This is a genomic window from Hymenobacter puniceus (assembly GCF_014333525.1).
GTDB lineage: Bacteria > Bacteroidota > Bacteroidia > Cytophagales > Hymenobacteraceae > Hymenobacter.
This window is the reverse complement of the sequence record NZ_JACSCX010000003.1, coordinates 63,687-89,016: the sequence shown is the minus strand read 5'-3', so window position 1 is coordinate 89,016 and position 25,330 is coordinate 63,687. Positions and strand designations below refer to the sequence as shown.

Annotated in this window: 23 protein-coding genes; 13 read left to right on the top strand and 10 right to left on the bottom strand. The window is 61.2% G+C overall.

Annotated elements, in window-relative coordinates:
• The 8 genes from H8B14_RS09130 to H8B14_RS09095 all read right to left on the bottom strand — a co-directional run bounded on the left by H8B14_RS09130 (nucleotide 1) and on the right by H8B14_RS09095 (nucleotide 8,681).
• A complete protein-coding gene (locus H8B14_RS09130; protein WP_187315330.1) occupies nucleotides 1–1,260 on the bottom strand; it encodes a nucleoside permease in 1,260 nt (419 codons plus the stop codon).
• A 245-nt stretch (nucleotides 1,261–1,505) separates the two neighbouring features.
• Complete coding sequence (locus H8B14_RS09125; RefSeq protein WP_187315329.1) at nucleotides 1,506–1,979, bottom strand: c-type cytochrome; 474 nt, start codon at nucleotides 1,977–1,979, stop codon at nucleotides 1,506–1,508.
• Between the two features lie 15 nt (nucleotides 1,980–1,994).
• Entirely contained in the window at nucleotides 1,995–3,047 is a 1,053-nt protein-coding gene (locus H8B14_RS09120; RefSeq protein WP_187315328.1) for a sugar phosphate isomerase/epimerase family protein, read from the bottom strand.
• A gap of 6 nt (nucleotides 3,048–3,053) precedes the next feature.
• Nucleotides 3,054–4,208, bottom strand: coding sequence for a Gfo/Idh/MocA family protein (locus H8B14_RS09115; RefSeq protein WP_222840577.1), 1,155 nt, complete (start codon nucleotides 4,206–4,208; stop codon nucleotides 3,054–3,056).
• 145 nt (nucleotides 4,209–4,353) lie between these two features.
• Nucleotides 4,354–4,971 (bottom strand): gluconate 2-dehydrogenase subunit 3 family protein, encoded by a 618-nt coding sequence (locus H8B14_RS09110; RefSeq protein ID WP_187315327.1) that lies wholly within the window; start codon nucleotides 4,969–4,971, stop codon nucleotides 4,354–4,356.
• An 11-nt stretch (nucleotides 4,972–4,982) separates the two neighbouring features.
• Nucleotides 4,983–6,659 carry a GMC oxidoreductase gene (locus tag H8B14_RS09105; protein ID WP_187315326.1) on the bottom strand — a complete coding sequence of 559 codons (1,677 nt, stop codon included), beginning with the start codon at nucleotides 6,657–6,659 and terminating at the stop codon, nucleotides 4,983–4,985.
• Between the two features lie 140 nt (nucleotides 6,660–6,799).
• On the bottom strand, nucleotides 6,800–7,681 hold the full coding sequence (locus H8B14_RS09100) for a sugar phosphate isomerase/epimerase family protein (RefSeq protein WP_187315325.1): 882 nt from the start codon (nucleotides 7,679–7,681) through the stop codon (nucleotides 6,800–6,802).
• A 373-nt stretch (nucleotides 7,682–8,054) separates the two neighbouring features.
• Entirely contained in the window at nucleotides 8,055–8,681 is a 627-nt protein-coding gene (locus H8B14_RS09095) for a histidine phosphatase family protein (protein ID WP_187315324.1), read from the bottom strand.
• A gap of 87 nt (nucleotides 8,682–8,768) precedes the next feature.
• On the opposite strand from H8B14_RS09095, the gene H8B14_RS09090 reads away from it, so the two are divergent.
• The 8 genes from H8B14_RS09090 (at nucleotide 8,769) to H8B14_RS09055 (ending at nucleotide 18,448) form a co-directional block, all read left to right on the top strand.
• Nucleotides 8,769–9,221, top strand: coding sequence for a hotdog fold thioesterase (locus H8B14_RS09090; protein ID WP_187315323.1), 453 nt, complete (start codon nucleotides 8,769–8,771; stop codon nucleotides 9,219–9,221).
• A complete protein-coding gene (locus H8B14_RS09085; protein WP_315984815.1) occupies nucleotides 9,218–10,438 on the top strand; it encodes a chorismate-binding protein in 1,221 nt (406 codons plus the stop codon). The genes H8B14_RS09090 and H8B14_RS09085 overlap by 4 nt, the downstream gene beginning before the upstream one ends.
• A 112-nt stretch (nucleotides 10,439–10,550) precedes the next feature.
• Entirely contained in the window at nucleotides 10,551–12,446 is a 1,896-nt protein-coding gene (gene menD, locus H8B14_RS09080) for a 2-succinyl-5-enolpyruvyl-6-hydroxy-3-cyclohexene-1-carboxylic-acid synthase (protein WP_187315322.1), read from the top strand.
• Between the two features lie 114 nt (nucleotides 12,447–12,560).
• The gene (gene menB, locus H8B14_RS09075; protein WP_187315321.1) at nucleotides 12,561–13,385 is read left to right on the top strand and encodes a 1,4-dihydroxy-2-naphthoyl-CoA synthase; all 825 of its coding nucleotides are present in this window, start codon (nucleotides 12,561–12,563) and stop codon (nucleotides 13,383–13,385) included.
• A gap of 192 nt (nucleotides 13,386–13,577) precedes the next feature.
• The gene (locus H8B14_RS09070; RefSeq protein WP_187315320.1) at nucleotides 13,578–14,087 is read left to right on the top strand and encodes a hypothetical protein; all 510 of its coding nucleotides are present in this window, start codon (nucleotides 13,578–13,580) and stop codon (nucleotides 14,085–14,087) included.
• A 57-nt stretch (nucleotides 14,088–14,144) separates the two neighbouring features.
• Complete coding sequence (locus H8B14_RS09065; protein ID WP_222840576.1) at nucleotides 14,145–14,516, top strand: DUF6370 family protein; 372 nt, start codon at nucleotides 14,145–14,147, stop codon at nucleotides 14,514–14,516.
• A 259-nt stretch (nucleotides 14,517–14,775) separates the two neighbouring features.
• Nucleotides 14,776–17,022 carry an N-acetylmuramoyl-L-alanine amidase gene (locus H8B14_RS09060; protein WP_187315319.1) on the top strand — a complete coding sequence of 749 codons (2,247 nt, stop codon included), beginning with the start codon at nucleotides 14,776–14,778 and terminating at the stop codon, nucleotides 17,020–17,022.
• Between the two features lie 196 nt (nucleotides 17,023–17,218).
• Entirely contained in the window at nucleotides 17,219–18,448 is a 1,230-nt protein-coding gene (locus H8B14_RS09055; RefSeq protein ID WP_187315318.1) for an exo-beta-N-acetylmuramidase NamZ family protein, read from the top strand.
• A 37-nt stretch (nucleotides 18,449–18,485) separates the two neighbouring features.
• Here H8B14_RS09055 and H8B14_RS09050 read toward each other — a convergent pair whose 3' ends face one another.
• Nucleotides 18,486–18,698, bottom strand: coding sequence for a hypothetical protein (locus H8B14_RS09050; protein WP_187315317.1), 213 nt, complete (start codon nucleotides 18,696–18,698; stop codon nucleotides 18,486–18,488).
• Nucleotides 18,699–18,853: 155 nt separating this feature from the next.
• Here H8B14_RS09050 and H8B14_RS09045 point away from each other — a divergent pair, with 155 nt between their 5' ends.
• The 3 genes from H8B14_RS09045 to H8B14_RS09035 all read left to right on the top strand — a co-directional run bounded on the left by H8B14_RS09045 (nucleotide 18,854) and on the right by H8B14_RS09035 (nucleotide 22,844).
• Nucleotides 18,854–20,005, top strand: a complete 1,152-nt coding sequence (locus H8B14_RS09045; RefSeq protein ID WP_187315316.1) for an AMP-binding protein — start codon at nucleotides 18,854–18,856, stop codon at nucleotides 20,003–20,005.
• A gap of 72 nt (nucleotides 20,006–20,077) precedes the next feature.
• Nucleotides 20,078–22,270 carry a dipeptidyl-peptidase 3 family protein gene (locus H8B14_RS09040; RefSeq protein ID WP_187315315.1) on the top strand — a complete coding sequence of 731 codons (2,193 nt, stop codon included), beginning with the start codon at nucleotides 20,078–20,080 and terminating at the stop codon, nucleotides 22,268–22,270.
• Nucleotides 22,271–22,475: 205 nt separating this feature from the next.
• Nucleotides 22,476–22,844, top strand: a complete 369-nt coding sequence (locus H8B14_RS09035; RefSeq protein WP_187315314.1) for a hypothetical protein — start codon at nucleotides 22,476–22,478, stop codon at nucleotides 22,842–22,844.
• 206 nt (nucleotides 22,845–23,050) lie between these two features.
• Here the strand turns inward: H8B14_RS09035 and H8B14_RS09030 are convergent, their stop codons facing one another.
• A complete protein-coding gene (locus H8B14_RS09030; protein ID WP_187315313.1) occupies nucleotides 23,051–23,773 on the bottom strand; it encodes a hypothetical protein in 723 nt (240 codons plus the stop codon).
• Between the two features lie 175 nt (nucleotides 23,774–23,948).
• On the opposite strand from H8B14_RS09030, the gene H8B14_RS09025 reads away from it, so the two are divergent.
• A complete protein-coding gene (locus H8B14_RS09025) occupies nucleotides 23,949–24,416 on the top strand; it encodes an ABA4-like family protein (RefSeq protein ID WP_187315312.1) in 468 nt (155 codons plus the stop codon).
• A gap of 12 nt (nucleotides 24,417–24,428) precedes the next feature.
• A complete protein-coding gene (locus H8B14_RS09020) occupies nucleotides 24,429–25,289 on the top strand; it encodes a hypothetical protein (RefSeq protein WP_187315311.1) in 861 nt (286 codons plus the stop codon).
• The last annotated feature ends 41 nt before the right edge of the window (nucleotides 25,290–25,330 follow it).

The following is a 25,330-nucleotide window of genomic DNA, read 5'->3' as shown; positions in this document are numbered from 1 at the left end:
CTAAACGGCTTGGGTGAGTGGCGTGGCGGGGTCTTGCAGCGGCGTGGCCGTTGACGCCACCTGCGGCTGCGACGCATCCCGGAAAAACGCCAGAAACGCCAGCAGCACCAGCGCCGCAATACCGGCCGGAATCAGCCAGATCATGCGCCAGTCGTGGGTGGTGGGGGTGATTTGGTAGGCATCGAAAATGCGGCCCGACAGCAGCGTGCCGATAAGCATGCCCACGCCGTAGGTGGCCAGCGTGATGAAACCCTGGGCGGAGCTTTTGAACCGCTCCCCGGCCAGGTTATCCGTATAAATCTGGCCCGTTACGAAGAAGAAGTCGTAGCAAATGCCGTGCAGTACAATGCCTACAATCAGCATCCAGTAGTTGCCGAGGCCGTCGCCGTAGGCGAAAAACAGGTAGCGCAGCACCCAGGCCGCCATACCGATGGCCAGCATCTTTTTCACGCCCAGCCGGCTGAAAAACAGCGGAATAGCCAGCATAAATAACAGCTCCGATACCTGCCCCAAGCTCTGCACGCCCGCCGCCGACTTCATCCCGACTTCGTTGAGAAACGGGTTGGTGAAGCCATAGTAGAAAGCCAGCGGAATGCAGATGGCAATGGAAGCCAGGAAGAAAATGAGGTAAGAGCGGTTACGCAGCATGCCAATGGCTTCCAGCCCCAGCAAGTCGCCGAGGGAGCTGGTTTGGTCCTTTTTCACGGGCGGCGTGGCCGGTAGCGTGAAGCTGAATACGCCCAGCAGCGTCGAGGCGCCGGCCGCCATCAGGAAAGTGCTTTGCAGGCTGTTGGTCTGCTCCCAGTTCAGCCAGCCGATGGTGAGGCCGGCCACAATCCAGCCCAGCGTGCCCAGCACCCGGATAGGGGCAAACTCCTTCTGCGGATTCTGCATCTGCCGGAAGCTAATAGAGTTTACCAGCGCCAGCGTGGGCATGTACAGCACCATATAAGACAGGATGCTGGGGTAGAAACTGGTAAAATCAGGCGCGTTGGACGCCCGCCACAGCAGCACCGCTCCCACTAGATGCAGCACGCCCAGAATCTTTTGGGCCGAGAAAAACCGGTCGGCAATGAGCCCAATGATGAACGGCGCCACAATGGCCCCAATTGACTGCGTGAGAAACGCCACGCCCACCTGTGTACCCGTTGCGCCCAAGTTGCGCAACAGGTACGTGCCCAGCGTCACGAACCACGCGCCCCAGATGAAGAACTCCAGGAACATCATGATGGATAGCCGTATTCGGATGGAAGCAGTCATGGGCGGTGGGGATTAGGAATGGCTTGATTTTGAACGTCATGCTGAGCGAAGGTGCAGCCGCAGCCGAAGCATCTCTACCGCTTCGTTGCGCCAGAGAAGGCGCGTGCTGATGTTGTTTTAGCTGGTGCCGGAACCGGTCGTTCAACGACGAGACGCGAAGTGTCGCGTCTCTACAATCGACCAATGAAGCAGTAGAGATGCTTCGGCAAGCTCAGCATGACCGTTCACCCCAACCGCAGCTCCGGCTACTTCAGCGCCAGAATATACTTGGTCATTTCCTCGGCGTCTTTCTGCGAGAGGCCGGGGTGTGGCGTCATCGGAATTTCGCCCCAGTTGCCTTGGCCGCCCGTTATGATTTTCTTGGCCAGCATGGTCACGTTGGCGGCTGTGTTGGGGTATTTGGCGGCAATTTCGCGGTAGCCGGGGCCGATGAGCTTTTCATTTTCGCGGTGGCAGCTGGCGCAGTCGGAGCCTTCCATCAGTTTGGCACCTACGGCTACTGCGCCGCCCGTCGGCGCCGTCCCGATTTTGGTGACGCTGGTATCTACCTGCGGCTGGCGGGCCACGGCGCTGAGATTGGCGCCGGTGGTGCTGTCCTGGGCCGGCACAGATTCCTCGGCCAGCGTGTAGTCTTCCTTGGCCTTGGTGGCAGAGGTGTCATCGGAGCCGCAGGCCAGCAGCAGGGGCCCGCAGGCGAAGAGGAGAAAAGCCTTTTTCATGACAAAAGCGGAGAATTAGAAGCCGAGAAGCTGGTGGTTGAAAGATTGGTCGATGCCCGAGGCGGCAAAGTCGTCGAAGGCTTTATCGGTGACGCGGATGAGGTGATTCTGGATGAAGGGCGCGCCTTCGCGGGCACCATCTTCGGGATGTTTGAGGGCGCACTCCCACTCCAGCACGGCCCAGCCAGGGTAGTCGTACTGAGTGAGCTTACTGAAAATGGCTTTGAAATCCACCTGCCCGTCGCCGAGCGAGCGGAAGCGGCCGGCGCGGTCGGTCCAGCTTTGGTAGCCGCCGTACACGCCCTGTCGGCCATTGGGCCGGAACTCGGCATCCTTGACGTGAAACGCCCGAATCCGCTCGTGGTAGATGTCGATGTACTCCAGATAATCGAGGCACTGGAGCACGAAGTGCGAGGGGTCGTAGAGCAGGCAGGCGCGCGGATGCTGGTGTACTTCGGCCAGAAACCGCTCGTAGCTGACGCCGTCGTGGAGGTCTTCGCCAGCGTGCACCTCGTAGCACACGTCCACGCCGCACTCGTCAAACGCATCCAGAATCGGGCGCCAGCGCCGGCCCAACTCGGCAAAGCCATCCTCCACCAGCCCGGCCGGCCGCTGGGGCCAGGGGTACATATAAGGCCAGAGTAGCGCCCCGCTGAACGTGGCGTGCGCCGTGAGCCCCAGCCGCTGCGAAGCTTGCGCGGCGTACTTGAGCTGCTGCACGGCCCACTGCTGCCGGGCCTTGGGGTTGCCGCGCACGGCCTCCGGCGCAAAGCCATCGAACAGCGCATCATACACCGGATTCACGGCCACCAGCTGCCCCTGCAGGTGCGTCGACAGCTCCGTAATTTCCAAGCCTGCGGCCTGCACTTTGCCTTTCAGCTCGTCGGCATAGGTCTGGCTTTCGGCGGCCAGCTCCAGGTTGATGATGCGCGGGTCGGTGGTGGGCAGCTGCACGCCCTTGTAGCCCAGCCCGGCCGCCCAGCCACAGATGCTATCTAGGCTGTTGAACGGGGCTTGGTCACCGAGAAACTGCGCCAGGAAAATGCCGGGGCCTTTGATGGTTCGCATGGCAGTTTAGACAGTAAGGTCAGTCCACTTTTGCTCGGAGCGGCCCGAGGCAATAACGGTTTCAATGAACGCCATGCCCCGCAGACCTTCCTCAATGCCGGGGTAGTCGGCAGCCTCGGGCGGGGCTTGCGGGCCGCCCAGGTCGGCGCGCAGGGTGAGGGCGAAGTTGCGGTAGAGGTTGGCAAAGGCTTCGAGGTAGCCCTCGGGGTGGCCGGCCGGAATGCGGCTGTTGTGGCGGGCGGCGGCGCTGAGGTAGCCCGCGCCCGTGCGGCGCACTTCGGCCGGGCGGTCGGGCCATTTCACCAGCAGCGTGTTGGCGTCGGCCTGCTGCCAGTCGAGGCCGCCTTTTTCGCCGTAGATGCGCAGGCGCAGGTTGTTTTCCTCGCCGGTTGCCACTTGGGTAGCTACCAGCACGCCGCTGGCGCCGTTGGCAAACTGCAGCAGCACCGCCCCGTCGTCGTCGAGCTGCCGGCCGGGCACCACGGTATTGATATCGGCACACAACTGACTGACTGATAATCCACTCACGTACTCGGCCAAGTTGAAGGCATGGGTGCCGATGTCGCCCATGGCGCCGGCAATGCCGCTGCGGGCAGGGTCAGTGCGCCAAGCGGCCTGCTTGTTGTCGGCGTTGCCTTCTTCAAAGCTGCTGAGCCAGCCCTGCGGGTACTCCACGTATACTTTGCGCACGGTGCCCAGCGCCCCAGAGGCTATCAGGTGGCGAGCCTCCTTGAGCATGGGGTAACCAGTATAGGTATGTGTCAGGCATAGCCGGCGGCCGGTAGTGGCCACCACAGCGGCCAGTTCCCGGGCTTCTGCCAACGAAAACGTCATCGGCTTGTCCAGCACCACATCGAAGCCGTGCTCCAGCGCCATTTTGGCGGGCGCGAAGTGCAGATGGTTGGGCGTCACGATGCTGACAACCTGCACCCGCTCGGCGGCCGGCCGTTGCGCTTCCTGCTCGATGAGCTGCTGATACGAATCGTAGACGCGCTCAGCCGCCAGCCCCAACTCCTGGCCGGTGGCGCGGGAAGTGGCCGGGTTGCTGCTAAAGGCACCGGCCGTCAGCTCATACAGCCCATCCAGGGAAGCTGCCATGCGGTGCACTGCACCAATGAAGGAGCCCTGCCCGCCGCCAATCATGCCCAATCGTAGTTTCATGCAGTGCCTAATTGTTGTTAGGTAATCAACTGACCGTCATGCTAAGCGCAGCCGAAGCAGCTCCACCGCTTCGTTGAATTACTACCACAAGAAAGCGGTAGAGCTGCTTCGGCTGCGCTCAGCATGACGTTTATGAGAAATAAGATTAGGTAGTTGCCCAGGCCCGGTCGCCCTTTTTGTACGGTACGTCGCCGTCGTATTTACCGGGAACGGGCAGGTAGCGCAGAGCCTTAGTGGCGCCGGGCTCAGACGTGAAGAAGCCCAGCAACGTCAGCTCCTTGAACATGCGGAAGTAGTGGTTGGGCTGCTCCGGGGTTTTCGCCTTTTCGTACTGCTTCATTTCCGTATCGAGGGCCGTGAGCAACGCCGTGCGCTGCGAGGCATCGAGGGCCAGGAAGTCCTTGCTGTATTTCTGCTGCGCGGCAGCCTCCAGTTTGGGCAGGCCTTCCAGGAAGATCTGCTGGTCTTTCGGGGCGTAGCAGTCGCGCACCATCACGGCCATGAAGCCGCCCACGTTGGCGGCTTTGGCGCCCGGCGTTTTGGTAGCCGGCAGGATGGTTTCACCCACCTCATTGAGGAGGTTGATCTGCTTGGCATCCAGTACCTCGGCCAGCTTTTCGGGCTTCGCCGGGGCGGTTTTAGCTTTGGCGGCGGCCTTGGATTTGTCAGTATCGGCGGTGCAGCCGGTCAGGAAATATTCGGCCCCGATGAGCGTACCGCCCATGAGGAGGGCTACGCGGGCTACGGCGTCTCTTCTGTTCATGGTGGCGGGCGCTAGACGTTTTGTTTTTTCAGTTCACTTACGGCGTGGTCCACGGCGCGGGCCGTGAGGGCCAGGTATGTGAGCGACGGATTCTGGCAGGCGGCTGAGGTCATGGCCGCGCCGTCCGTTACGTACACATTGGGCGCATCCCATACCTGATTCCATTTGTTGAGCACCGACGTTTTTGGGTCGCGGCCCATGCGGGCGGTGCCCATTTCGTGGATGCCGCCGCCCAGCGTGTAGCCGTTGTTATAGGTCTTTACGTTCTTCACGCCGGCCTTTTCCAGCATTTCCTGGGCATCTGCCATCATGTCGATGCGCATTTTCTGCTCGTTGTCGCGGATGCTGGCGTCCATCACCAGCACCGGCAGGCCCCACTTGTCTTTCTGGGTGGTCGAGAGGGAAATGCGGTTGTCGTGGTAGGGCAGCGTTTCGCCGAAGCCCATGATGCCCATGGTCCAGTCGCCGGGCTCGCTCAGCGCGTCCTTGAAGTCGCCACCGATGTTCATCTCGGCAATTTCGCGGCCCCAGCCTTCGCGGCCAGCGCCGCCCTGGTAGCCGAAGCCCCGGATGTAGTCGCGCTTGTCGCCAAACAGGTTGCGGTAGCGCGGCACGTAAATGCCATTGGCGCGGCGCCCGTACACATATTTGTCTTCGTAGCCGGGCATTTCGCCGGAGGCCCCGGCCCGGAAATGGTGGTCCATTACGTTGTGGCCCAGCTCGCCGCTGCTGCTGCCCAGGCCGCCGGGCCACACGTCGGTGGCAGAGTTCATCAGCACCCAGGCCGAATTCAGGGCCGAGGCATTCAGGAAGATGATTTTGGCGTAGTACTCGTAAGTCTGGTTGGTTTCGGCGTCCAGTATTTCCACGCCCTTGGCGCGCTTGGTGTCCTTATCATACAGGATGCGCGTGACGATGGAAAACGGCCGCAACGTGAGGTTGCCGGTGGCCACGGCGGCCGGCAGTGTGGCCGACTGCGTGCTGAAATACGCCCCGAACGGGCAGCCCAGCCAGCACTTGTTGCGGTACTGGCAGCTGACGCGGTTGTTGTGGTTTTGGGTGATGTTGGCCGTGCGGCCGATGATCATGCGGCGGTGCTCGTAATGCTTTTTGAGGCGGGCTGCCACGTCTTTTTCCACCACGTTCATCTCCATAGGCGGCATAAAGTCACCGTCGGGCAGCTGGGGCAGGTTTTCGCGCGAGCCGCTGATGCCGGCGAACTTCTCGGCATGGCTGTACCACGGGGCCAGGTCCTGGTAGCGGATGGGCCAGTCCACGGCAATACCGTCTTTGGCGTTGGCTTCGAAGTCGTAGTCGCTCAGGCGGTACGACTGCCGGCCCCACATCAATGAGCGGCCGCCCACGTGGTAGCCCCGGAACCAGTCGAAGGGCTTGGCTTCCACATAGGGGCTTTCCTTCTCGTTCACCCAGTAGTCCAGGTTGGTTTCATTGAGAGTATAATCGCGACTCAAGACCGGATAATCTTTAATCATTTGCTGCGTTTTGCCGCCCCGGTGCTCGTACTCCCACGGGTTTTTGTTGGCATTCACGTAGTCCTTGATGTGCTCGATGTTGCGCCCCCGTTCCAGCATGAGAGTTTTCAGGCCCTTCTCGGTCAGCTCCTTGGCCGCCATGCCGCCCGAAATGCCGGACCCAATGACGATGGCGTCATACGTGTTCTTTTCCATGAATATGGTGGGATGAAAGTAGAGAACGGGGGAATAATAAGTTGTCAATTGCTGGTTGTCAGCTAGTAGTTGTCAGTCAGAATAATGCTGCTGAATGACCTAACTGACAACTACTAGCTGACAACCAGCAACTAGCTACTCTACACCAAGGTGCGCTTGATGTGCGTGATGCTTTTCTGGATGCTGTCGAAGGGCGAGCCGGGCGTTTGGTCCTGCTCGACGAAGAAGTATTTCATACCCGACGTCTTGGCTTGAGCGAAAATGCGCTTGAAGTCGATAGAGCCGTTGCCGACTTCAGTGAAATTGCGCGCCGGCGTGCGGTCCATATCCTTCACGTGCCACAGCGGGAAGCGGCCGGGATGCTTCTGAAACAATGCTACCGGGTCCTGGCCAGCCTTGGTAGCCCAATACAGATCCAGCTCCATCTTCACCAGCTCTTTATCAGTGGTGAGCAGCACATCATAGGGCATCTTGCCGTCCTGCGCCACAAACTCGAAGTCGTGGTTGTGGTAGCAGAGCTGGATACCTGCTTTCTTGCACCGCTCGCCAGCTTTATTGAGGCGCTCGGCCAGTAGCTTGTAGTGGTCGAGGTTGCCACGCTCCGACTCGGTTAGCCAGGCGCACACCATGTACTTGATGCCTACTTGGGCGGCATCGTCTATGGCTTTATCCCAGCCGTGCAGGATGGTGCCGGCAGTGGGCTGGCCGTTGTTTTGCTGCTCACCCAGCAAATAATGGCTACTAGGCATGCGTAGGCCGGCTTTTTTGAGGGCCTGCGCGAAAGCGGCCGGCGTCATATCATAAAATTTCAGGCTACCGGTGTAGGTGGCACCTTCCATTGTAGTATAGCCCATTTGCGCCACACGGGCCAGTGTACCTACCGGGTCCTTCTGCATGGCGTCGCGGAGTGTATATAGCTGCAGGCCAATATCAGTTTTGCCTTTGGCAAGCAATGCGGGAGATGCGAGAACACCCGCCGACAGCAGGGAAGCGGACTTTACAAAGGCACGTCTGGATAGCATATGGACAGGAATGGGGAAGAAAACAGAACTGTATTTTCCGGGTAGCCCCTGCTCCTGCGTTCAGGACGGCAGCGGCCGGCAGCTCTGCGGAGCCGTTCCGGACTTTACCTCGTCAGCAGACAGCGCATAGGCTGCCTATTGCTTGTTGCGAGTAAGTTACAAGTTGTTCTTACCAAACAAAATGCAGTTGGCTTGTTCATTTACTATAGCAACTTATTTTTCGGCTATTGGAGGCTGCAGAGCTATATTTTGGGCACTTATAGGGCATGATTTCTTCTAAAAAAACCAGATAGCAAGTACATGCCAACCAGTTTTAAAATACTATATTCATACGCAGTGCTCTTGCTCATTCAAGCTTCTGGTGGGCTTGTCCCTACTTTCCAACTTCCTGCAGGTGCGCTACATCAAGGAAACTGCTAATCGTGAACATGGAGCCGGAATACTGCAGGCAGTATAGCCCCAGATTGCGGTGGTCAAAGGAGTCCATGTAGCGCAGCGGATAGTTGAGCAGCTGGCACAGCAGCACCCGCATGGCGCGGCCATGCATGCACACCAGCACGGTTTCCTCGGCGGGGCGGCTTTTCAGCAACTCAATAAACGGGCGTTGCCGGGCGGCCACTTCGTCGGGACTTTCGCCGCCGGGCAGGCGGGCGGCAGTGTTGCCAGCGGTCCATTGCCGCAGCACGCCATAGTATTCCTCGTCTTCTTCGGGCGTGATAAGTGTGCCTTCGCGCGCCCCCCAGCTGATTTCGTTGAGGGCAAGGTGCTGCTCGTGCGGCAACTGCTGATCAAGAAAGCCCTGCACCGACTGATGCGTGCGGCGCAGCGCCGAGGTGTACACCTTATCGAAGGGCAGGTGAGCGTAGGCTGCGTGAAACCGCCCGGCCTGTTGGTGGCCGGTAGCGTTGAGGCTGGAGTCGATGCCGCTGCCCTGCACGATGCCGCGCACGTTGAAGTCGGTCTGGCCGTGCCGAATGAGGTATATTTTTTTGACGCTCACTTTCCCGCTAGCTTTGCTGTTTATGGGGTCAAAAGTAGCTTTTCAGCTCCCGGAATCCCTGACCTCGCGCCTTATTTACCATTCCTGATGTACCCCGAACGCCTTTCCTCTGATCTGGCTCAACTCAACGCCTTATGCCGCAACACGCTGGGCGAGCAACTGGGGATTGAAATAACCGCCGTGGGTGAGCGGAGCCTGACCGGCCGCATGCCCGTGGACCGCCGCACGCACCAGCCGATGGGTTTGCTGCACGGCGGCGCGTCCGTAGCACTGGCCGAAACGCTGGGCAGCATTGGGGCGCAGCTACAGGTAGACGTACGTAAGAAAGCGTGTGTGGGACTGGAAATCAACGCCAATCACCTGAAAGGCGTGCATTCCGGCTATGTGATAGGCCACGCTACGGCGCTGCACGTAGGCCGCAGCACGCAGGTGTGGGAAATCCGCATCACGCACGAAGAAACCGGCGTACTGGTCTGCGTCAGCCGCATCACCATGGCCGTCATCGACCTGCCGGCTGCCCCCCAAAACCCGGTGGCGTGAGTGGCCTGCAGCGCCTGCCCTGGCACCCCGACTTAGCGCCGGCGGCCCGCCAACGCCAGCTAGTGGCGCTGGCGCTGAGCAGCGGCCGGCCCGTGGCGCTGTGGCGGCTGCCCGGTGCCACGCACGCCCAGCTGTGTTTGAGTTTGCGAGTAGAGGCTGCCTACGTGGGGTTGCCACCGGCGCTGGAGCCGACTGCGCCGGCCGGTTTCGCTTTTTTTCCTTTCCAGGATTCCGACCACAACCCGCCGCTGTTTCTACCCGCCGACCTGTATTTTGATTTAGGCCAGCCCGATGAAATCCAGGTCAGCAACACGGCAATGGCGCGGCTGCCGGCACTGCGGCAGCAGTTTATGGCGCGGCCCACAGACGCGCCGCTACCCTGGCACGTGAGCCCGCAGCCGGCCCCGGCGGCCGCCACACAGCCTTCCTACGAGGCGTTGGTACAGGCCGGCGTAGACGCCATCAACAGCGGGCGGCTGCAGAAAGTGGTGAGCAGCCGGGCCGTGCGCCGGCCGCTGCCCGCGGGGTTTGATGTGCTGGCCGCGTTCGAGAAACTGCAGGCGCGCTACCCCAATGCTTTTGTGTCGGTGGTGAGTGCGCCAGGCGTGGGCACCTGGCTGGGCGCTACGCCCGAGGTGCTGGCCGAAGTCGGGGCCGACCATATGTTCCGGACGATGGCGCTGGCCGGCACCCAGCCGCTGCTCCCGGGGCACCAACCCAGCGAGGCCATCTGGCGGCAAAAGGAAATCGAGGAACAGGCGCTGGTGGCGCGCTATATCGTTAATTGCTTCAAGCAGCTGCGGCTGCGCGAGTACCAGGAAACCGGGCCGCGCACGGTGGCAGCCGGCGAGGTGCTGCACCTGCGCACCGACTTTGCGGTGGATTTGCGCAAGGTGCCGTTTGCCACGCTGGGTACTGATATGCTGCGGTTGCTGCACCCCACGTCGGCCGTGGGCGGCATGCCCCGCCAGGCGGCCCTCGACTTCATTGCCAGCCACGAGGGCTACGACCGGGCCTACTACAGCGGCTTCCTGGGCCCTGTAAACCTGCCCGACGCCGGCCAAGCGCGCCTCTACGTGAACCTACGCTGCCTCCAGCTTCGCCCCGACCAGGCTATCCTCTACGCCGGCACCGGCCTCACCATTGACTCCGACCCCGCCCGCGAGTGGCAGGAAACCGAGTTGAAGCTGCGCACCATCGGGGCTATTTTAAATTAAGAATTAAAAATTGGTTGTTCTAATGACTTGAATTCAGACGCAGGCATAGCCGGTTTGCACATGATTGTCACTGCGGCTGCCTGTCTCAATTCTCAATTTTTAATTAACAAGCATGCAAGCCGTCCACAACATCCCCGAAATCTGCGCGCAACTGGGCATTACCGACGTGGTACTGTCGCCGGGCAGTCGGTGCGCACCACTCACTATTGCCTTTGCGCGGCACCCAGGCATTGTGGTGCGCACGGTGCCCGATGAGCGGGCGGCGGCCTTCATCGGGCTGGGACTGGCCCAGGCCCAGCGGCAGGCCGTGGCGCTGGTGTGCACGTCGGGCACAGCGGGCCTGAACTACGCACCAGCCGTGGCCGAGGCCTATTTCCAGCAGATTCCACTCGTTGTTTTCACGGCTGACCGGCCGCCGGAGTGGATTGATCAACTCGACGGCCAGACCATCCGCCAAACCGATTTGTACGGCGCGCACGCCAAGGGCTCGTTCACCTTTCCGGCCGACACCACGCACGCCGACGCGCAGTGGCACGCCACGCGGATCGTGAGTGAGGCCATTGTGTTGGCAGAGCAGTTTCCGGCCGGGCCGGTGCAGGTGAATGTGCCGCTGCGGGAGCCTTTCTACCCCAAGCAGGGCGAGGAGCTGCAGTTTGGCCCAGTGAAAGTGACGCGCGAATTGCCTGGCCGGCTCCAGCTGCCGGCCGCCACGCTGCAGGAGTTGCGCAACGCCATCCAGAGCACCAGCCGCGTGCTGGTGGTAGCCGGCCAGCACCCTGCCGACACCGAACTCCGGCTGGCGCTGCTGCAATTCGCCACCACCCACCATGTGCCTGTAGTCGGTGATTTGATTGCCAACCTGCACTTGCCCGCCGCTGCCGGTTTCGACCAGCGCCTGCGCCCCTTGGGCCGCCAGGACGTGTTTATGGCCGTGCCGGAGCCGGGCCTGAAAGAAGCTCTGCGGCCGGAGCTGCTCATCACCTTCGGCCAGTCGCTGATTTCCAAAGCCTTAAAACTGTACCTGCGCAACGCCAAGCCCGCCCAGCACTGGCACATTCAGGCGGCCGGCGCCGTGGCCGACACGTTCCAGTCGCTGACGAAAGTGGTGCGTATGGAGCCAGCTGATTTCTTTGCGGCGCTGGGCGCGGAGAAGTTTAGTACAACAGATAGTATAGGAGTTTACGCATCTGCTGTTTCAGGTTCGATTCCTAGCGCGGCCATACCCAATCACACTACCGCGCAGGACGCCACTCGCGTAGCGCCGCGGCCGCAGCCACTGAATGAACCGGTGCGCCTGACGTGGCTTGCGGCGGAAGCAGACCCGGCCAAAGCAGCTTACCTTAAGCCCTGGCTGGCGGCTGAGAACTGGGCTACAGGTTTCCTACAAGAGTTTCTGCAGCAGCGCAACCAACCGTTCAATGAGTTTACGGCCATTTATAAGGCGCTGCAGTTGCTGCCCGACCAAACGGCGCTGCACCTGGCCAACAGCATGGCCGTACGCTACGCCAACATTCTGGGGCTGCCGGCTACCCGCTCGATAGAAGTGTTTGCCAACCGCGGCACCAGCGGCATTGATGGCTGCACCAGCACGGCCGTGGGCGCGGCCCTGGCCCAACCCAAGCGGCCGGTGGTGCTGCTCACCGGCGACGTGGCGTTCTTCTACGACCGTAACGCATTCTGGCACAATTACCCCACCCCCAACCTGCGCGTGATACTGCTCAACAACCACGCCGGCGGCATCTTCCGGCTGATTGATGGGCCCCGCCAGCAGCCGGAGCTGGAAGAGTTCTTCGAGACGCGGCAGCCGCTGCGCGCCGAGAATACGGCCCGGGATTTTGGGCTGCGCTACTTCGCCGTTTCCACTTTCTCTGAACTAGAGTCGGCGCTACCGGTTTTCTTTGCAGCCGAAACCGGCGCGGCGCTGCTCGAAATTACCACCGACAGCCCCACCAACGCCGAATTCTTTGAACACTACCGGACGCAAGTCCGCACTTCTTTTTCTCACTAGCACACCGCGTCCTCTGCGAAAACACTGCGCCCTCTGCGGGCTATATCGTTGTTACGTCTTTAGCCCGCAGAGGGCGCAGTGTTTTCGCAGAGGACGCAGAAACCCGTTCACTCTATGTCAGAACAACTTACCTGGACCCCGATCAAGGAGTTCCGCGAAATCCTCTTCACGCAGGCCGGCGGCATCGCCAAAATTAGCATCAACCGCCCGCAGGTGCACAATGCCTTCACGCCGCTCACGGTGCAGGAGATGATTGAAGCCATGCGCATCTGCCAAGACCGCACCGATATCGGCGTCATCATCCTCACGGGGGAGGGCGGCAAGGCCTTCTGCTCGGGCGGCGACCAGAGCGTGCGTGGCCACGGTGGCTACGTAGGTGAGGACACTGTACCCCGCCTGAACGTGCTGGAACTCCAGAAAATCATCCGCTCCATCCCGAAACCAGTGGTGGCTATGGTGGCCGGCTGGGCCATCGGGGGCGGCCACGTGCTACACGTGGTTTGCGACCTGACAGTGGCGGCCGAAAACGCCCGCTTCGGTCAGACCGGCCCAAATGTGGGGTCGTTCGATGGCGGTTTTGGAGCCTCGTACCTTGCCCGCATTGTGGGTCAGAAGAAGGCCCGTGAAATCTGGTTCCTGTGCGACCAGTACGACGCCCAAGAAGCCCTCGATATGGGCCTCGTGAACAAGGTTGTGCCGCTCGATAAGCTGGAAGAAGCCACGGTGGCCTGGTGCCACAAAATCCTGCAGAAAAGCCCGCTGGCGCTGCGCATGCTCAAGTCCAGCTTCAATGCCGAGCTGGATGGGCAGGCCGGTATTCAGGAGCTGGCCGGCAACGCCACGCTGCTGTATTACCTCTCGGAGGAAGCCAAGGAAGGTCGCAACGCCTACATGGAAAAGCGCCAGCCCGACTTCTCGAAGTACCCGAAGTTTCCGTAACGGTGGCGCTTCATTGGTAAGGTAAAACGGCCTGCCCCGGCAACGGGGCAGGCCGTTTTCATGCTGCATAGCGGCTTATCAGGTGCTGAAAGGCGGTTTTAGAGCACGACAGTGCTATATTGAGCCACGGCGCCAGTCAGGGCTGCCCCGGATACAGCTCATCGTTTTTCGTCGTCTTTCCACTTCTCCGCAATGGCCGACTATCAGGTAAAATCAGACTCCACCCGCACCTTCACGCTGCGGGAAGCAGGCACCGTGCTGGGCGAGCTGACGTACACGGAGTGGTTTTCTTTCAAGGCTTCGTTGACGCTGCCCGGCGGTGTTTCCCTGCAAATTGAGCCGAAGGGTTTCTGGGGCACTACCATCGAGCTGAAAGAGCAAGCCGAGGTACGGCTGAGCTTCAAGATGCACTGGAATGGCAACATTTTGCTGAAGTCCCGGCTGGGCGGCGTAAACCAGGCATTCGTGCTGAAGAATCGCTCGATGCTGAAAAACGAGTATGTACTGCTACATAAAAGCGGCCAGGAGCTTCTGCTGATTCGGCCCGATTTTAAGTGGAACAGCGCTAACTACGACTACACCATCAGTAGCACCGAGGAGTTTGAAGCGCTGGCCGCCAAGCACGTGCTCTTGCTGATTGCCGTGCATTGCACCAACTACTACCTGACAATGATGACGTCGACTGTGCTGCTCTCCGCGTAGTGTTCTTATCAGCCGGCCTTCCGTATATTGCTTATTCAGGCTTCAACTCTCCTACCTATGAAAACCATCGTCCCATTGCTGGTAATGTTGTTGCTGGTAGCAACTGCGCCTACGCTGCATGCCCAATCAGTGAAGGCGCCCACGGCCCGTTTGAGTGAGCCAGCCCCGAATGTCCCGGTGCTGCAGGTGGATGCGTCCTGCGGCCAGTGCCGGCTTGGGCTGAAAGGCAAAGACTGTGACCTGGCCATCCGGATGGATGGGAAAGCCTATTTCGTGGATGGCACCACCATCGATTCGCACGGAGATGCGCATGCCGACAATGGTTTTTGCAACACGGTGCGCAAAGCAGAAGTGCAAGGCACTTTGGTTGACAACCGGTTTAAGGCAACCTATTTCCGGCTACTCCCGGAAGCTGCACCCGCAAAGTAGGTGGCCCTGCGCCGGCCAACCACAGCCGGCTGGCTTACGTTTTATTTCACTTCAAAAAGCGCCCCTATCGACCAGGGGCGCTTTTCTGTTTTTCACCTTCCTGAGAAAGACATGCAGGCTTACTTCAGCTTGCATCTTTCATAGAAACATAATTTTGGCAAGAAGCTATAATTATCCGATAAGCATTTGGCTTGCTGCCTACTATCGTTACCTTATCCTCACCAAAGCCCTTCCCACCAACAAACTTTGGTTATCCTTTATGAAGAAACCCCTACTCTTCTGGGCAGGTATGCTGTGCCTGTCGCCAGTGGTTGAAGCGCAGACATCTGCGCGGCAAGCCATCAGTGCCGAAACGCCTTACGCCGCGTATTTTGCGGAAGCCTACCGGCAGTATCCGGCGGTGCCACGGGGCATGCTGGAGGCCGTGTCGTTCACCCAAACCCGCATCCGCCACATTGCCGCGCAGGAACCGGAAAGCTGCATGGGTATGCCGCTGCCCTCAGGCGTAATGGGCTTGTTTGCCAACGGCAAGGGTGTGTTCCGCGAAAACCTACGGCTGGTAGCCCGGCTGGCGCACGTCAGCGAAGCACAGATTCAGCAGGACCCGCGCACCAATATTCTGGCGTATGCTGCTGCCTATGCGCAGCGGGCCGAAGCGCGGCAGCTCAAAGCCACCGAGCCGGCTGCGCACTTGCCCGTATTGCTGGAGCTCAGTGAGCTGCCGCTCGGCAAAGACGCCGTAACGGCCTTCGCGCTGGACTCGCACCTATACAGCGTCCTGCGTTTTATGGCCCAGCCCGACAACCAGCTCCGCTACCGTTTCCCGGACTACCACCTCGATTTGCCGGCTATCTTTGGCGCCAACTACAGCGTGCTGAGCGCTGGCACCACGCAGGTTTCCGAGAAAGAAGTGCAGGCCGAAGGGCGTACCTTCAATCCCGGCACCTCCACGTATGCCGTGGCCGCCTCCACCGACTACGGCCCCGCTATTTCCGATTTCACCACCTGCAACTACAGCTCACGCAGCGGCACAGCCGCCACGCACTACGCCATCCATACCGTGCAGGGCACGTATGCGGGCTGCATTTCGTGGTTCAAGAACTGCTCGTCGAGCGTGTCAGCGCACTATGTGGTGCGCTCCTCTGATGGGCAGGTAACGCAGATGGTGAGCGAGGCCAACAAGGCCTGGCACATCGGCTCCGAAAACCCCTACACCATTGGTACCGAGCACGAAGGCTACGTGAATGATGCTTCCTGGTATACCACGGCCATGTACAACAGCTCGGCCGCCCTGGCCCGCGACATTGTAGGCAGTGGCTACGGCATCAGCGGGCTGCGCACGTTTTATGGCGCTGCTACCACCGGCACGTTCAGCACGGGAGCGTGCGTGAAAATTAAAGGTCATCAGCATTTCCCCAACCAAAGCCACACCGACCCCGGCGTGAACTGGGACTGGGAGCGGTTCTACAAGCTTATCAACAACGCGCCGGCCGTCACGACGCTCACGGCTGCATCCGGCACTGTGTATGACGCGGGCGGCAGCACCGCCAACTACCCCGACGACGTGCGCCAGTGCCAGCTGATTGCGCCTACCGGCGCTACCAGCGTGAAGCTCACATTCAGCAGCTTCGACCTGGAAAACAACTACGACCATCTGCTGGTGTACAACGGCGCCAACAACCAGGCGCCGCTGCTAGGCAAATACAGCGGCACCACCAATCCGGGCACCCTCACCGGCACTTCGGGCAAGCTGTTTCTGGAGCTGCGCTCCGACTGCGCTACCACCCGCGCGGGTTTCGCGGCCAGCTGGACTTCCACGGGCGGTGGCACGGCCTCCTGCCCCACCGACAGCTATGAAGCCAACGAAACCCTGGCCGCCGGCAAGAGCGTGGGCGTGAACGTGAATAACACGGCTTATGTATGCCCGGCCACCGACGTGGACTGGTATCAGTTCACCAGCTCCTCTACCAATAACAACCTCAAAATCACGCTCAGCACCCTGCCCGCCGACTATGAGCTGCAGCTGTACAATGCCGCTGGTACGCTGCTGTACTCGTCTACCTCGGCAGGCACTACGGCCGAAAGCATTGTGTACAACGGCGCCCCGGCCGCTACTTATTACGTGAAAGTGTACGGCTACAACGGCGCAACCAGCAACACCACCGCCTACACGCTGCGGGTTTCCACGCAGTCTACGGCGTGGCTGGCTCCTACCGCACCCACCGTGGCCAGCCGCCAAGGCGGGTCGGTTAAGCCGCTGGCCAGCATCACGAATCCGGTGGAAAACGGAGGTAGTGCCTGGCTGAGCGTTACCAACTACGACGGCCCCGCCGATGTGCAGCTGCGCAACACGCAGGGCCAACCGGTAGGCGCGCCTTTCCGCACCAAGCTGGCTGCCAGCCAGCCGGTGCGCTACGCCCTGCCCACCAGCCTGCAGCCGGGCGTCTACCTCGTGACGGTGCAACTGGGCGCGCACGCCGAATACCTGCGTCTGCTGGTACAATAACCGGCTAGTTGTCCGGCGCTGAACGGCCCGGCCTGCCTTGTGCGGGCCGGGCCGTTTTTTATTCGTTATTCCACCTACCGCCACCAGCCGGCCAGCAGCTCCGCTGCCTAGCCTGGCCACCGAAGTTTGCTAACTTGGGTGCTTCCGCGCCGCTGTTTCCTTCTGCTGTTTCTCTACCCACCGCCGCCATTTTCCTATGAAATCCTACTACGCATGGGCCGTACTCCTGGGCACCGGTCTGGCGCTGGGCAGCACCGCTACCGCTAAGTACAGTGCCCCGCTCCACGCCTCAAAAAGCCGCCCCATCCTGACGGCCGCCGACCAGACGGAGCGCTACCTGCCCTACCTCACCAACAAGCGAGTAGGCATTCTGGCCAACCCCACCACCATCATCGGGAGCCAGCATCTGGTGGACAGTTTGGTGACGCGCGGCATTCGTATCGTGAAGATATTTGGGCCGGAGCACGGCTTCCGGGGCAATGCCAGCAACGGCGCCAAGGTGGCCGACGAGAAAGACCCGGCCACCGGCATCGACATCATTTCGCTGTACGGCAAGAAGCGCAAACCTTCGGCGCAGGACCTGGCCAACGTAGACGTGATGGTGTTCGATATCCAGGATGTGGGCTGCCGCTTCTACACCTACATCAACGTGCTGCGCGACGTGATGGAAGCCTGCGCCGAAAACGATAAGGAGCTGCTGATTCTGGACCGGCCCAACCCCAACGGCTACCTCGTGGATGGGCCCGTGCTGGACATGCGCCTGAAGTCCGGCATCGGGCAGTTTCCGGTGCCTATTGCGCACGGCATGACTGTCGGCGAGTTTGCGCGCATGATCAACGGGGAAGGCTGGCTGGCCGATAAGAAGCAGTGCCGGCTGCGCGTCATTCCGGTGAAAAACTACCGGCACGAAATGGCCTACACGCTGCCGGTGAAGCCTTCACCCAACCTGAACACCCAGCAAAGCATTCTGCTGTATCCGTCCACCTGCCTGTTTGAAGGCACGGCACTCAACCACGGCCGCGGCACCTATTTCCCGTTCACCATCCTCGGCAGCCCAGCCCTGAAAAACAGCTATTCCTACTCGTATACGCCTGTTAGTCTGCCTGGCATGAGCGAAGCGCCGCTGTACATGAACGAGGTGTGCTACGGCCTGGACTTGCGCACGTATGACGTCGGCCAGCTGCGCAAAACCCAGCGCATCAACCTCGACTGGATGCTGCAGCTCTACCAGGCCTACCCCGATAAAGCCCGGTTTTTCGACCGCACGCAGAGCAAGCAGATCGGCAGCATTGATGGCCTGGCCGGCGACGCCAACTTCAAAGCGCAGGTTATGGCTGGGAAGTCGGCCGCCGAGATTCAGGCGTCGTGGGAGCCGGCCTTGTCGCACTACAAGGCCATGCGCAAAAAGTACCTGCTGTACCCGTAGCCACTACAATTCACTCGCTACAATCAATAAGTGCAGGCTAGAATATCGACCCGTAGGCTTCGCAGCCGCTGCACCACCCGAAGAAGTCGCGCAGGCGGGCATCTTTTGCTTGCTGCTCGCGCAGCTTGCGGGCCTGGCGCCGGGAGTGGGCTCCGGCTTTGGTAGCGCTGAGGTAGCGGCGGAAGGTGATAAGGCGCCGGAATACCACAGTTTTGGCGCGGACAAGCGGGCTGGCGGCGGTAGTATCCATGGGGCGAGAGGAAAAGGTGAATGGAATAAGTTACGCTTTTAATTACCTCTCCGTCAAGACCTATCGAATTTTCCGGCCACTAAGCAGGCAGAGCGCACGTAGTTCCGGTTGTTTCTGAAAATATTTGCTGCTTCTCTGCCACGCTGCTGCCCGCTATGGATACTCCCGCCACTTCCGCCGACCTACTCCTGCCCGATTCCCTCCTGCTCAATGGCCGCGAATTCCGCTACGCCGACATTCAGCAGTACCCGGCCAACTCACCGCAGGATTTGAACGGCTACGAGGCGCGCGTGCTGGACTTTGTGCGACAGTGGCTGAACGGTGCGCAGGAGTTCGGCTTACGCACCTCAGGCTCCACGGGCAAGCCGCAGCTGGTGCAGATGAAGCGGCGGCAGCTGGAAGCCTCCGCCCGCCGCACCGGCGACTACTTCGACCTGGGCCCCGGCGACCGGCTGCTGGTGTGCCTGAACTGCGAGTTTGTGGGCGGCCTGATGATGCTGGTGCGCGGCCTGGAGCGGCGCATGCACCTGACCATTGTGGAGCCTCACGCTGATCCGCTGGCGCTGGTGCCGGCCAATGCGGAGTTCGACTTCACCTCTTTTGTGCCGTTACAGCTGCGCACGGTGCTCGATGCTGGCCACGCCCCGCGCCTCAACCGCATGAAGGGCATTCTGGTGGGCGGCGCGGCCGTGGAGCGCAGCCTCGAAACCGAAATCCGGAAGCTGAAGGTGCCGGTGTACGTGACGTATGGCATGACCGAAACGGCCTCGCACATTGCGTTGCGCCGCCTCAATGGCCCGCAGGTGCAGACCACCTACCGCGTGCTGCCCGGCATCCATGTGGCGCAGGACACACGCGGCTGCCTCACGGTCCGCGCCGACGTCACCAACGACCAGCTGGTGGTCACCAACGACCGGATAACGCTTTCCGACGACGGCCACAGCTTCGAGTGGCTGGGCCGCGCCGACTTCGTGATAAACAGCGGCGGCGTGAAAGTGCAGGCTGAAAAGGTGGAACTGGTGCTGGAAGTGGCCCTCACGGAGCTGAATCTGGGCCGCCGCGCCTTCGTGGCCGGCCGCCCCGACCCGCGCCTGGGCGAGCAGGTGACGGCGTTTCTGGAAGGCCCGGCCCTGCGCCCGCAGCAGCAGCAGCAGCTTCTGGCCCTGCTCAACCAGCGCCTCGACAAGTACGAAGTGCCCCGCGACATGGTGTACGTGCCGCAGTTCCGTACTACTGCCTCCGGCAAGCTGGATAGGCTGGGCACGGTGCGCGGCCTCGCGCCCGCGCCGGGTGTGGGCGGCCGGTAGCGGGCCGGCGCAAATATTAACTATGTGAAATTATCCGTTGATTTGTGCAAGTTCCTACTCTGCACCCAATCAATGAAGCGTACCCCAGTTTCTGTAGCGGCCTTGTTGCTGGCCAGCCAGTTGGTGGGCGGCTGTGCCACCACTGCCAGCACCACCACTACCCCCACCACTGCCGTCGGCAATGCCACTACTGAGGCCGTAAACCAGTTGGGCGCGGCCAGTGCCACGGCGCCTACCACACCAGCAACTCCCGCTCCGGCCGCAGCGCCGGCGGCCCCTCCGTTTCAGGTGGTGGCCGAGCAGTTTGCCGATCTGCGCGTGCTGCGCTACCAGGTTCCTGGCTTCGAGACGCTGGAGCCGCAGCAGAAAGAGCTGCTGTACTATCTGTACGAGGCGGCGTTGAGCGGGCGCGAAATCATCTACGACCAGAACTACCGCCACAACCTGCGCGTGCTGCGCACCATTCAGGCCCTATGGGCGGCCAATGAGCAGCGTCGCACTGCCAGCACCAACCCGCGCGAGCTGGACCAGGCCACCAAGTTTGCCACCTACGCCAAGCGTGTGTGGTTCAGCAACGGCATTCATCACCACTATAGCACCCGCAAGATGCTGCCGGAGTGCACGCCGGCTTACTTTCGGGAGCTGATTTTTGCCGTGGACGCCAAGCAGCTGCCGCTGGAGCCCAATGAAAGCGTCACAAAGTTTCTGGGCTCGATGACGACCATTCTGTTCGACCCCGCAGTGGCGCCCAAGCGCGTCAATCAGGAAGCCGGCAAAGATTTGGTAAAGACCTCGGCCGTAAACTTCTACCAGGGCGTGAGCCAGGCCGAAGTGGAGGCCTATTACAAGCGCAAAATCAACCCCCAGGACCCGCAGCCCATTTCCTACGGTCTCAACTCGCGCCTCGTGAAAGACAAGCAGGGCCAGCTGCAGGAGCGCAAATGGATGACCGACGGCCTCTACGACAAGGCCCTTTCGCAGGTGGTGTTCTGGCTCAGCAAGGCCGTGGAAGTAGCCGAAAACCCCGAGCAGAAGCTGGCCCTGCAGAAGCTGGTGAAGTTCTACCAGACCGGCGACCTGAAGGTGTGGGACGAATACAACATTGCCTGGGTGCACGACACCAAAAGCCGCACCGACGTGGTGAACGGATTCATTGAAGTCTATGGCGACCCACTGGGCTACCGCGCCAGCTACGAGTCGGTAGTGTCGTTCAAGGACCTGGAGGCTACCAAGCGCATTCAGGCCATCGGCGACGAGGCGCAGTGGTTCGAGGACAACTCGCCCATCAAGCCCGAGCACAAAAAGCAGAACGTGGTAGGTATCACGGCCAAGGTCATAACGGTGGTGGTGGAAGCCGGCGACGCCGCGCCCGCTACGCCCATCGGCATCAACCTGCCCAACGCCACCTGGATTCGCAAAGAGCACGGCTCGAAATCTGTGAACCTGGGCAACATCGTGGATGCCTACGGCGCGGCCGATGCCGGTGGCATGCTCGAGGAGTTTGCCTACGATGAAGCCGAAAAGCAGCGCGCCCGACAGTTTGCGGGCATGGCCGGCAAGCTCCACACCGATATGCACGAGGTAATCGGGCACGCCTCGGGCCAGATCAACAAGGGCGTGGGCACGCCCAAGGAAACCCTGAAAAGCTACGCCTCGGCGCTGGAAGAAGCCCGCGCCGACCTCGTGGCCCTCTACTACCTGCCCGATGCCAAGCTGGTGCAGCTGGGTGTGGTGCCGGCCGGCGGCGAGCTGGCCAAGGCCGAATACGACAACTACATCCGCAACGGCCTGATGACCCAGCTGGTGCGCCTGCAGCCCGGCGAGACCGTGGAAGAATCGCACATGCGCAACCGACAGATGGTGGCCAAATGGGCGTTCGAGAAAGGTCAGAAAGACAAGGTTGTGGAGAAGGTGACCCGCGACGGCAAAACCTACTTCCGCGTCAACGACTACGAGAAGCTGCGCGGCCTGTTCGGGCAGCTGCTGCGCGAGCTGCAGCGCATCACCAGTGAAGGCGACTACACCGCCGGCAAAGCCCTCATCGAAACCTACGGCGTGAAAGTGGATGCCGTGCTGCACAAAGAAGTACTGGCCCGCTACGCCAAGCTCAACATTGCGCCCTACGCCGGCTTCATTCAGCCTAAGCTGGTGCCGGTGCTCCGGGACGGCAAAGTTACGGACGTAACGCTGGAATACCCCACCGATTTCGCCCAGCAGATGCTGGAATACGGCCGCAAGTACAAGCTGCTCCCGAACTACAATTAGCGAGTCTTCCCGAATAGAACGTCATGCAGAGGCGCAGCCGAAGCATCTCGCTCGTGTAGTAATTCTGTCATTCCGAGCTTGCCGAGGAATCTCTACCGCTTCGTTGCAATGCTGTTCACACGAAGCGGTAGAGATGCTTCGACGAGCTCAGCATGACGTTCTTTTTGCTCTATTCACCCACATCAACCAACCTCAACCACACCACATGAAACACCTTTCCGCTCTTTTCCTCTTGCTGGCGCTGCTGCTGGCTGCACCAGCCGCCCGCGCCCAAACTGCCTCCGATGCCGCTCGCTACGAATACTGCGAGCTGCACCTCAAGGGTGCCGACGTATTCGCCGATTTTGGCTACGGGCCTGAGAAGCTTGGCGGCGGCTCGCTCTCCAAGCTGGAGGCCGGCAAGCTGCAGGTGTTTGCCACCCATATCAGCGCGCTCAACTACATGGGCTCCCTCGGCTGGGATGTGGTGCAGGTCTACGGCGACATCAACTCGGGCAGCACCCGCAACAAAGAGCAGTTCTTTATGCTGCGCCGCCTGCGCTCCTCACAAGGCGTGAACGTGAACAAGCAGTAACTACCTCACCTGTCATTGCGAGGCCGAAGGCCGTGGCAATCTTTCCTCTCGCGGCAGACATTTTCCTTACAGCAAAGCCCTCTGGCGTTAGTGGATTACACTACTGCCGGAGGGCTTTGAATTGAAGGCAGCTTAGAGCACGGAGAGGAAAGATTATTAGCTGCGCTTTCCTACGGGTGCTTCGCTTCACTCGCAATGACAGCGAACTACCAATCGGCGCGGCGCAGGCCTTGCTGGGTGAAGAGGCGCTGGCGGCCGCGCATCACTTTGTACACGTCGCCGAGGGAGAGTTTGACGCGGCCGTAGAATACCGGCCCGTTGAGCTCCCGGGTCGTGAGGCGGTTCACGAACACCGGCTGCCGCCAGCCCACGCCCGTGCCCAGCGCCAGCCAGCGGTACACGCGCATCTGCCCGGTCAGGGAGGGCTCGGCCAGCCAGATAACTTTCTTGGGGGAACGAACTACGGCGCCGTCGGGCAGGGCATAGCGGGCGTAGGTTTTGCCCACGCCCAGCTGCAGCTGAGTGGCTATTTCCCAGCGCGGGTTGCCCAGCACTACATACTCGCCGTAGGCGGCCACGTAGCGCAGCCGCAGCTCCGAGCTGGTAGCAACCGGAAACTCCGCCGGAACAGGCTGGCGCGACGGAATGCCGTTGCTGAGCAGGTACACACCCAGGCCCGTGCGCAGCCGGCCCCGCCACTCTATGCCCAGCTTCAGGCCCGGAATAGTGACCAGCTGGTGGTTGATGATGGAGTTGCGGATATCCAGCTGAAACACCGGCCGGCGGTGCGGATGCCGCACGCTCACCGAGTCGTCGGCGGGCGCGGCGCGAGGGGTGGCCAGCGCGGGCAGTGTGGTGGCGCTGGCCAGCAGCAGGACGCTCAGCGCCCTCCGCCACTGCCTGAAACCGAATATCTGCAATGCTACCACGGCGCAAAGGTACGGCCTGCAGCGGACGTGGTTGCTACCGGGCGCAAATACGGCCGCCCGCTTCACCGGCCCGGTTTGGTTGGTTCGCCCCGGCTGGCGGCCGGTTCACCCGGTTTGCGCTTCGGTGCGCGGCCACTGGCTGGTACCTTCGGATCGTCATCCAAGCCCCACTGCCATGGCCTTTACTCCCGACGCTCTGTTTGCCCTCGCCAACCCCGTAGCGCTGCTGGGTTGGGCGCTGCTGGTGCTGGCACCACGCTGGCGCTTCACGCGCCTACTGGTGCTTAGTGGAGCGCTGCCGCTGCTGCTGGCCGTGGCGTACGCGCTGCTGATTGGCGGCCACTACCTGGGAAGCCACGGGTCGGAAGGCGGCTTCAGCTCGCTGCAGGATGTAGCGCTGCTGTTTCGCAATCCGTGGGCGCTGCTGGCTGGCTGGGTGCACTACCTGTGCTTCGATTTGAGTGTCGGCATCTGGGAAAGCCTGGATGCGCGGCGGCGCGGGGTGCCGCACCTGCTGCTAGTGCCCTGCTTGCTGCTCACGTTTCTGTTCGGGCCGGTGGGGCTGTTGCTATATGCGGTGGCGCGGCGCTTCTACACCACTCCCGCGGCCGAAACGGCCACGCCCCATTCTACTTCCCTTTAATCTTGCTGCGTTATGGCTGCTCTTGACTTTTCGCTGAAATCCGGCACCTCTGCCGCCACTGGCACTGCTTCGCCGGCCGGCTATGCGGCCACCTGGCTGCGCGTGCTGCACCGTGTGAATCCGGTGCTGGCCTGGGTTGGCTGGCTGCACGTGGCGCTGTTGCTGCTGGCCCTGGCGCTGCTGCCCTTCGACCACCGCCTCGTAACGGGCCTTCCTGTCTGGATTAAGCCGGCCAAGTTTGCTCTCTCCGGCCTGCTCTACCTCTGGACGCTGGCCTGGCTGCTGGCCGATCTGCCGACGGCCGCACAACGGTCAGTGCGCCACATCAGCTGGGGCGTGGCAGTGAGTATGGCGGTGGAAATGGTGTGCATTACGACGCAGGCGGCCCGCGGCACCACCTCGCACTTCAACGGCGCCACGGCGCTGGATGGCGCCCTGTTCAGTTTGATGGGCGTATTCATCCTGCTTAATACCGTGCTAACCATCTGGGCCGTGTACCTGGTATGGCGGCATCGGCCCCACGGCCCGGCCGGCTACGTGTGGGGCGTGCGGCTGGGGCTGCTGCTGTTTCTGCTGGGCAGCCTGTTGGGTGGCATGATGATTCACCTCAACCAGCACACCGTGGGCGCCCCCGACGGTGGCCCCGGCCTGCCGGGCCTGGGCTGGAGCACCCGCGCCGGCGACTTGCGTGCCGCGCATTTCCTGGGTTTGCATAGCCTGCAGGCGCTGCCGTTGCTGGGCTGGTGGCTGAGCCAGCGGCTTCCGCACCGCGCCGCTTTCCTAACGTGGCTGGGCGCGGCCATCTACGCCGGCCTGGTAGCCCTACTATTCGTGCAGGCCATGCAGGGCGTGCCGCTGCTGGCCGTCCGGTAGCACAAACCCTACTCTTTCTCAATCCATCCTACCCTCCCACT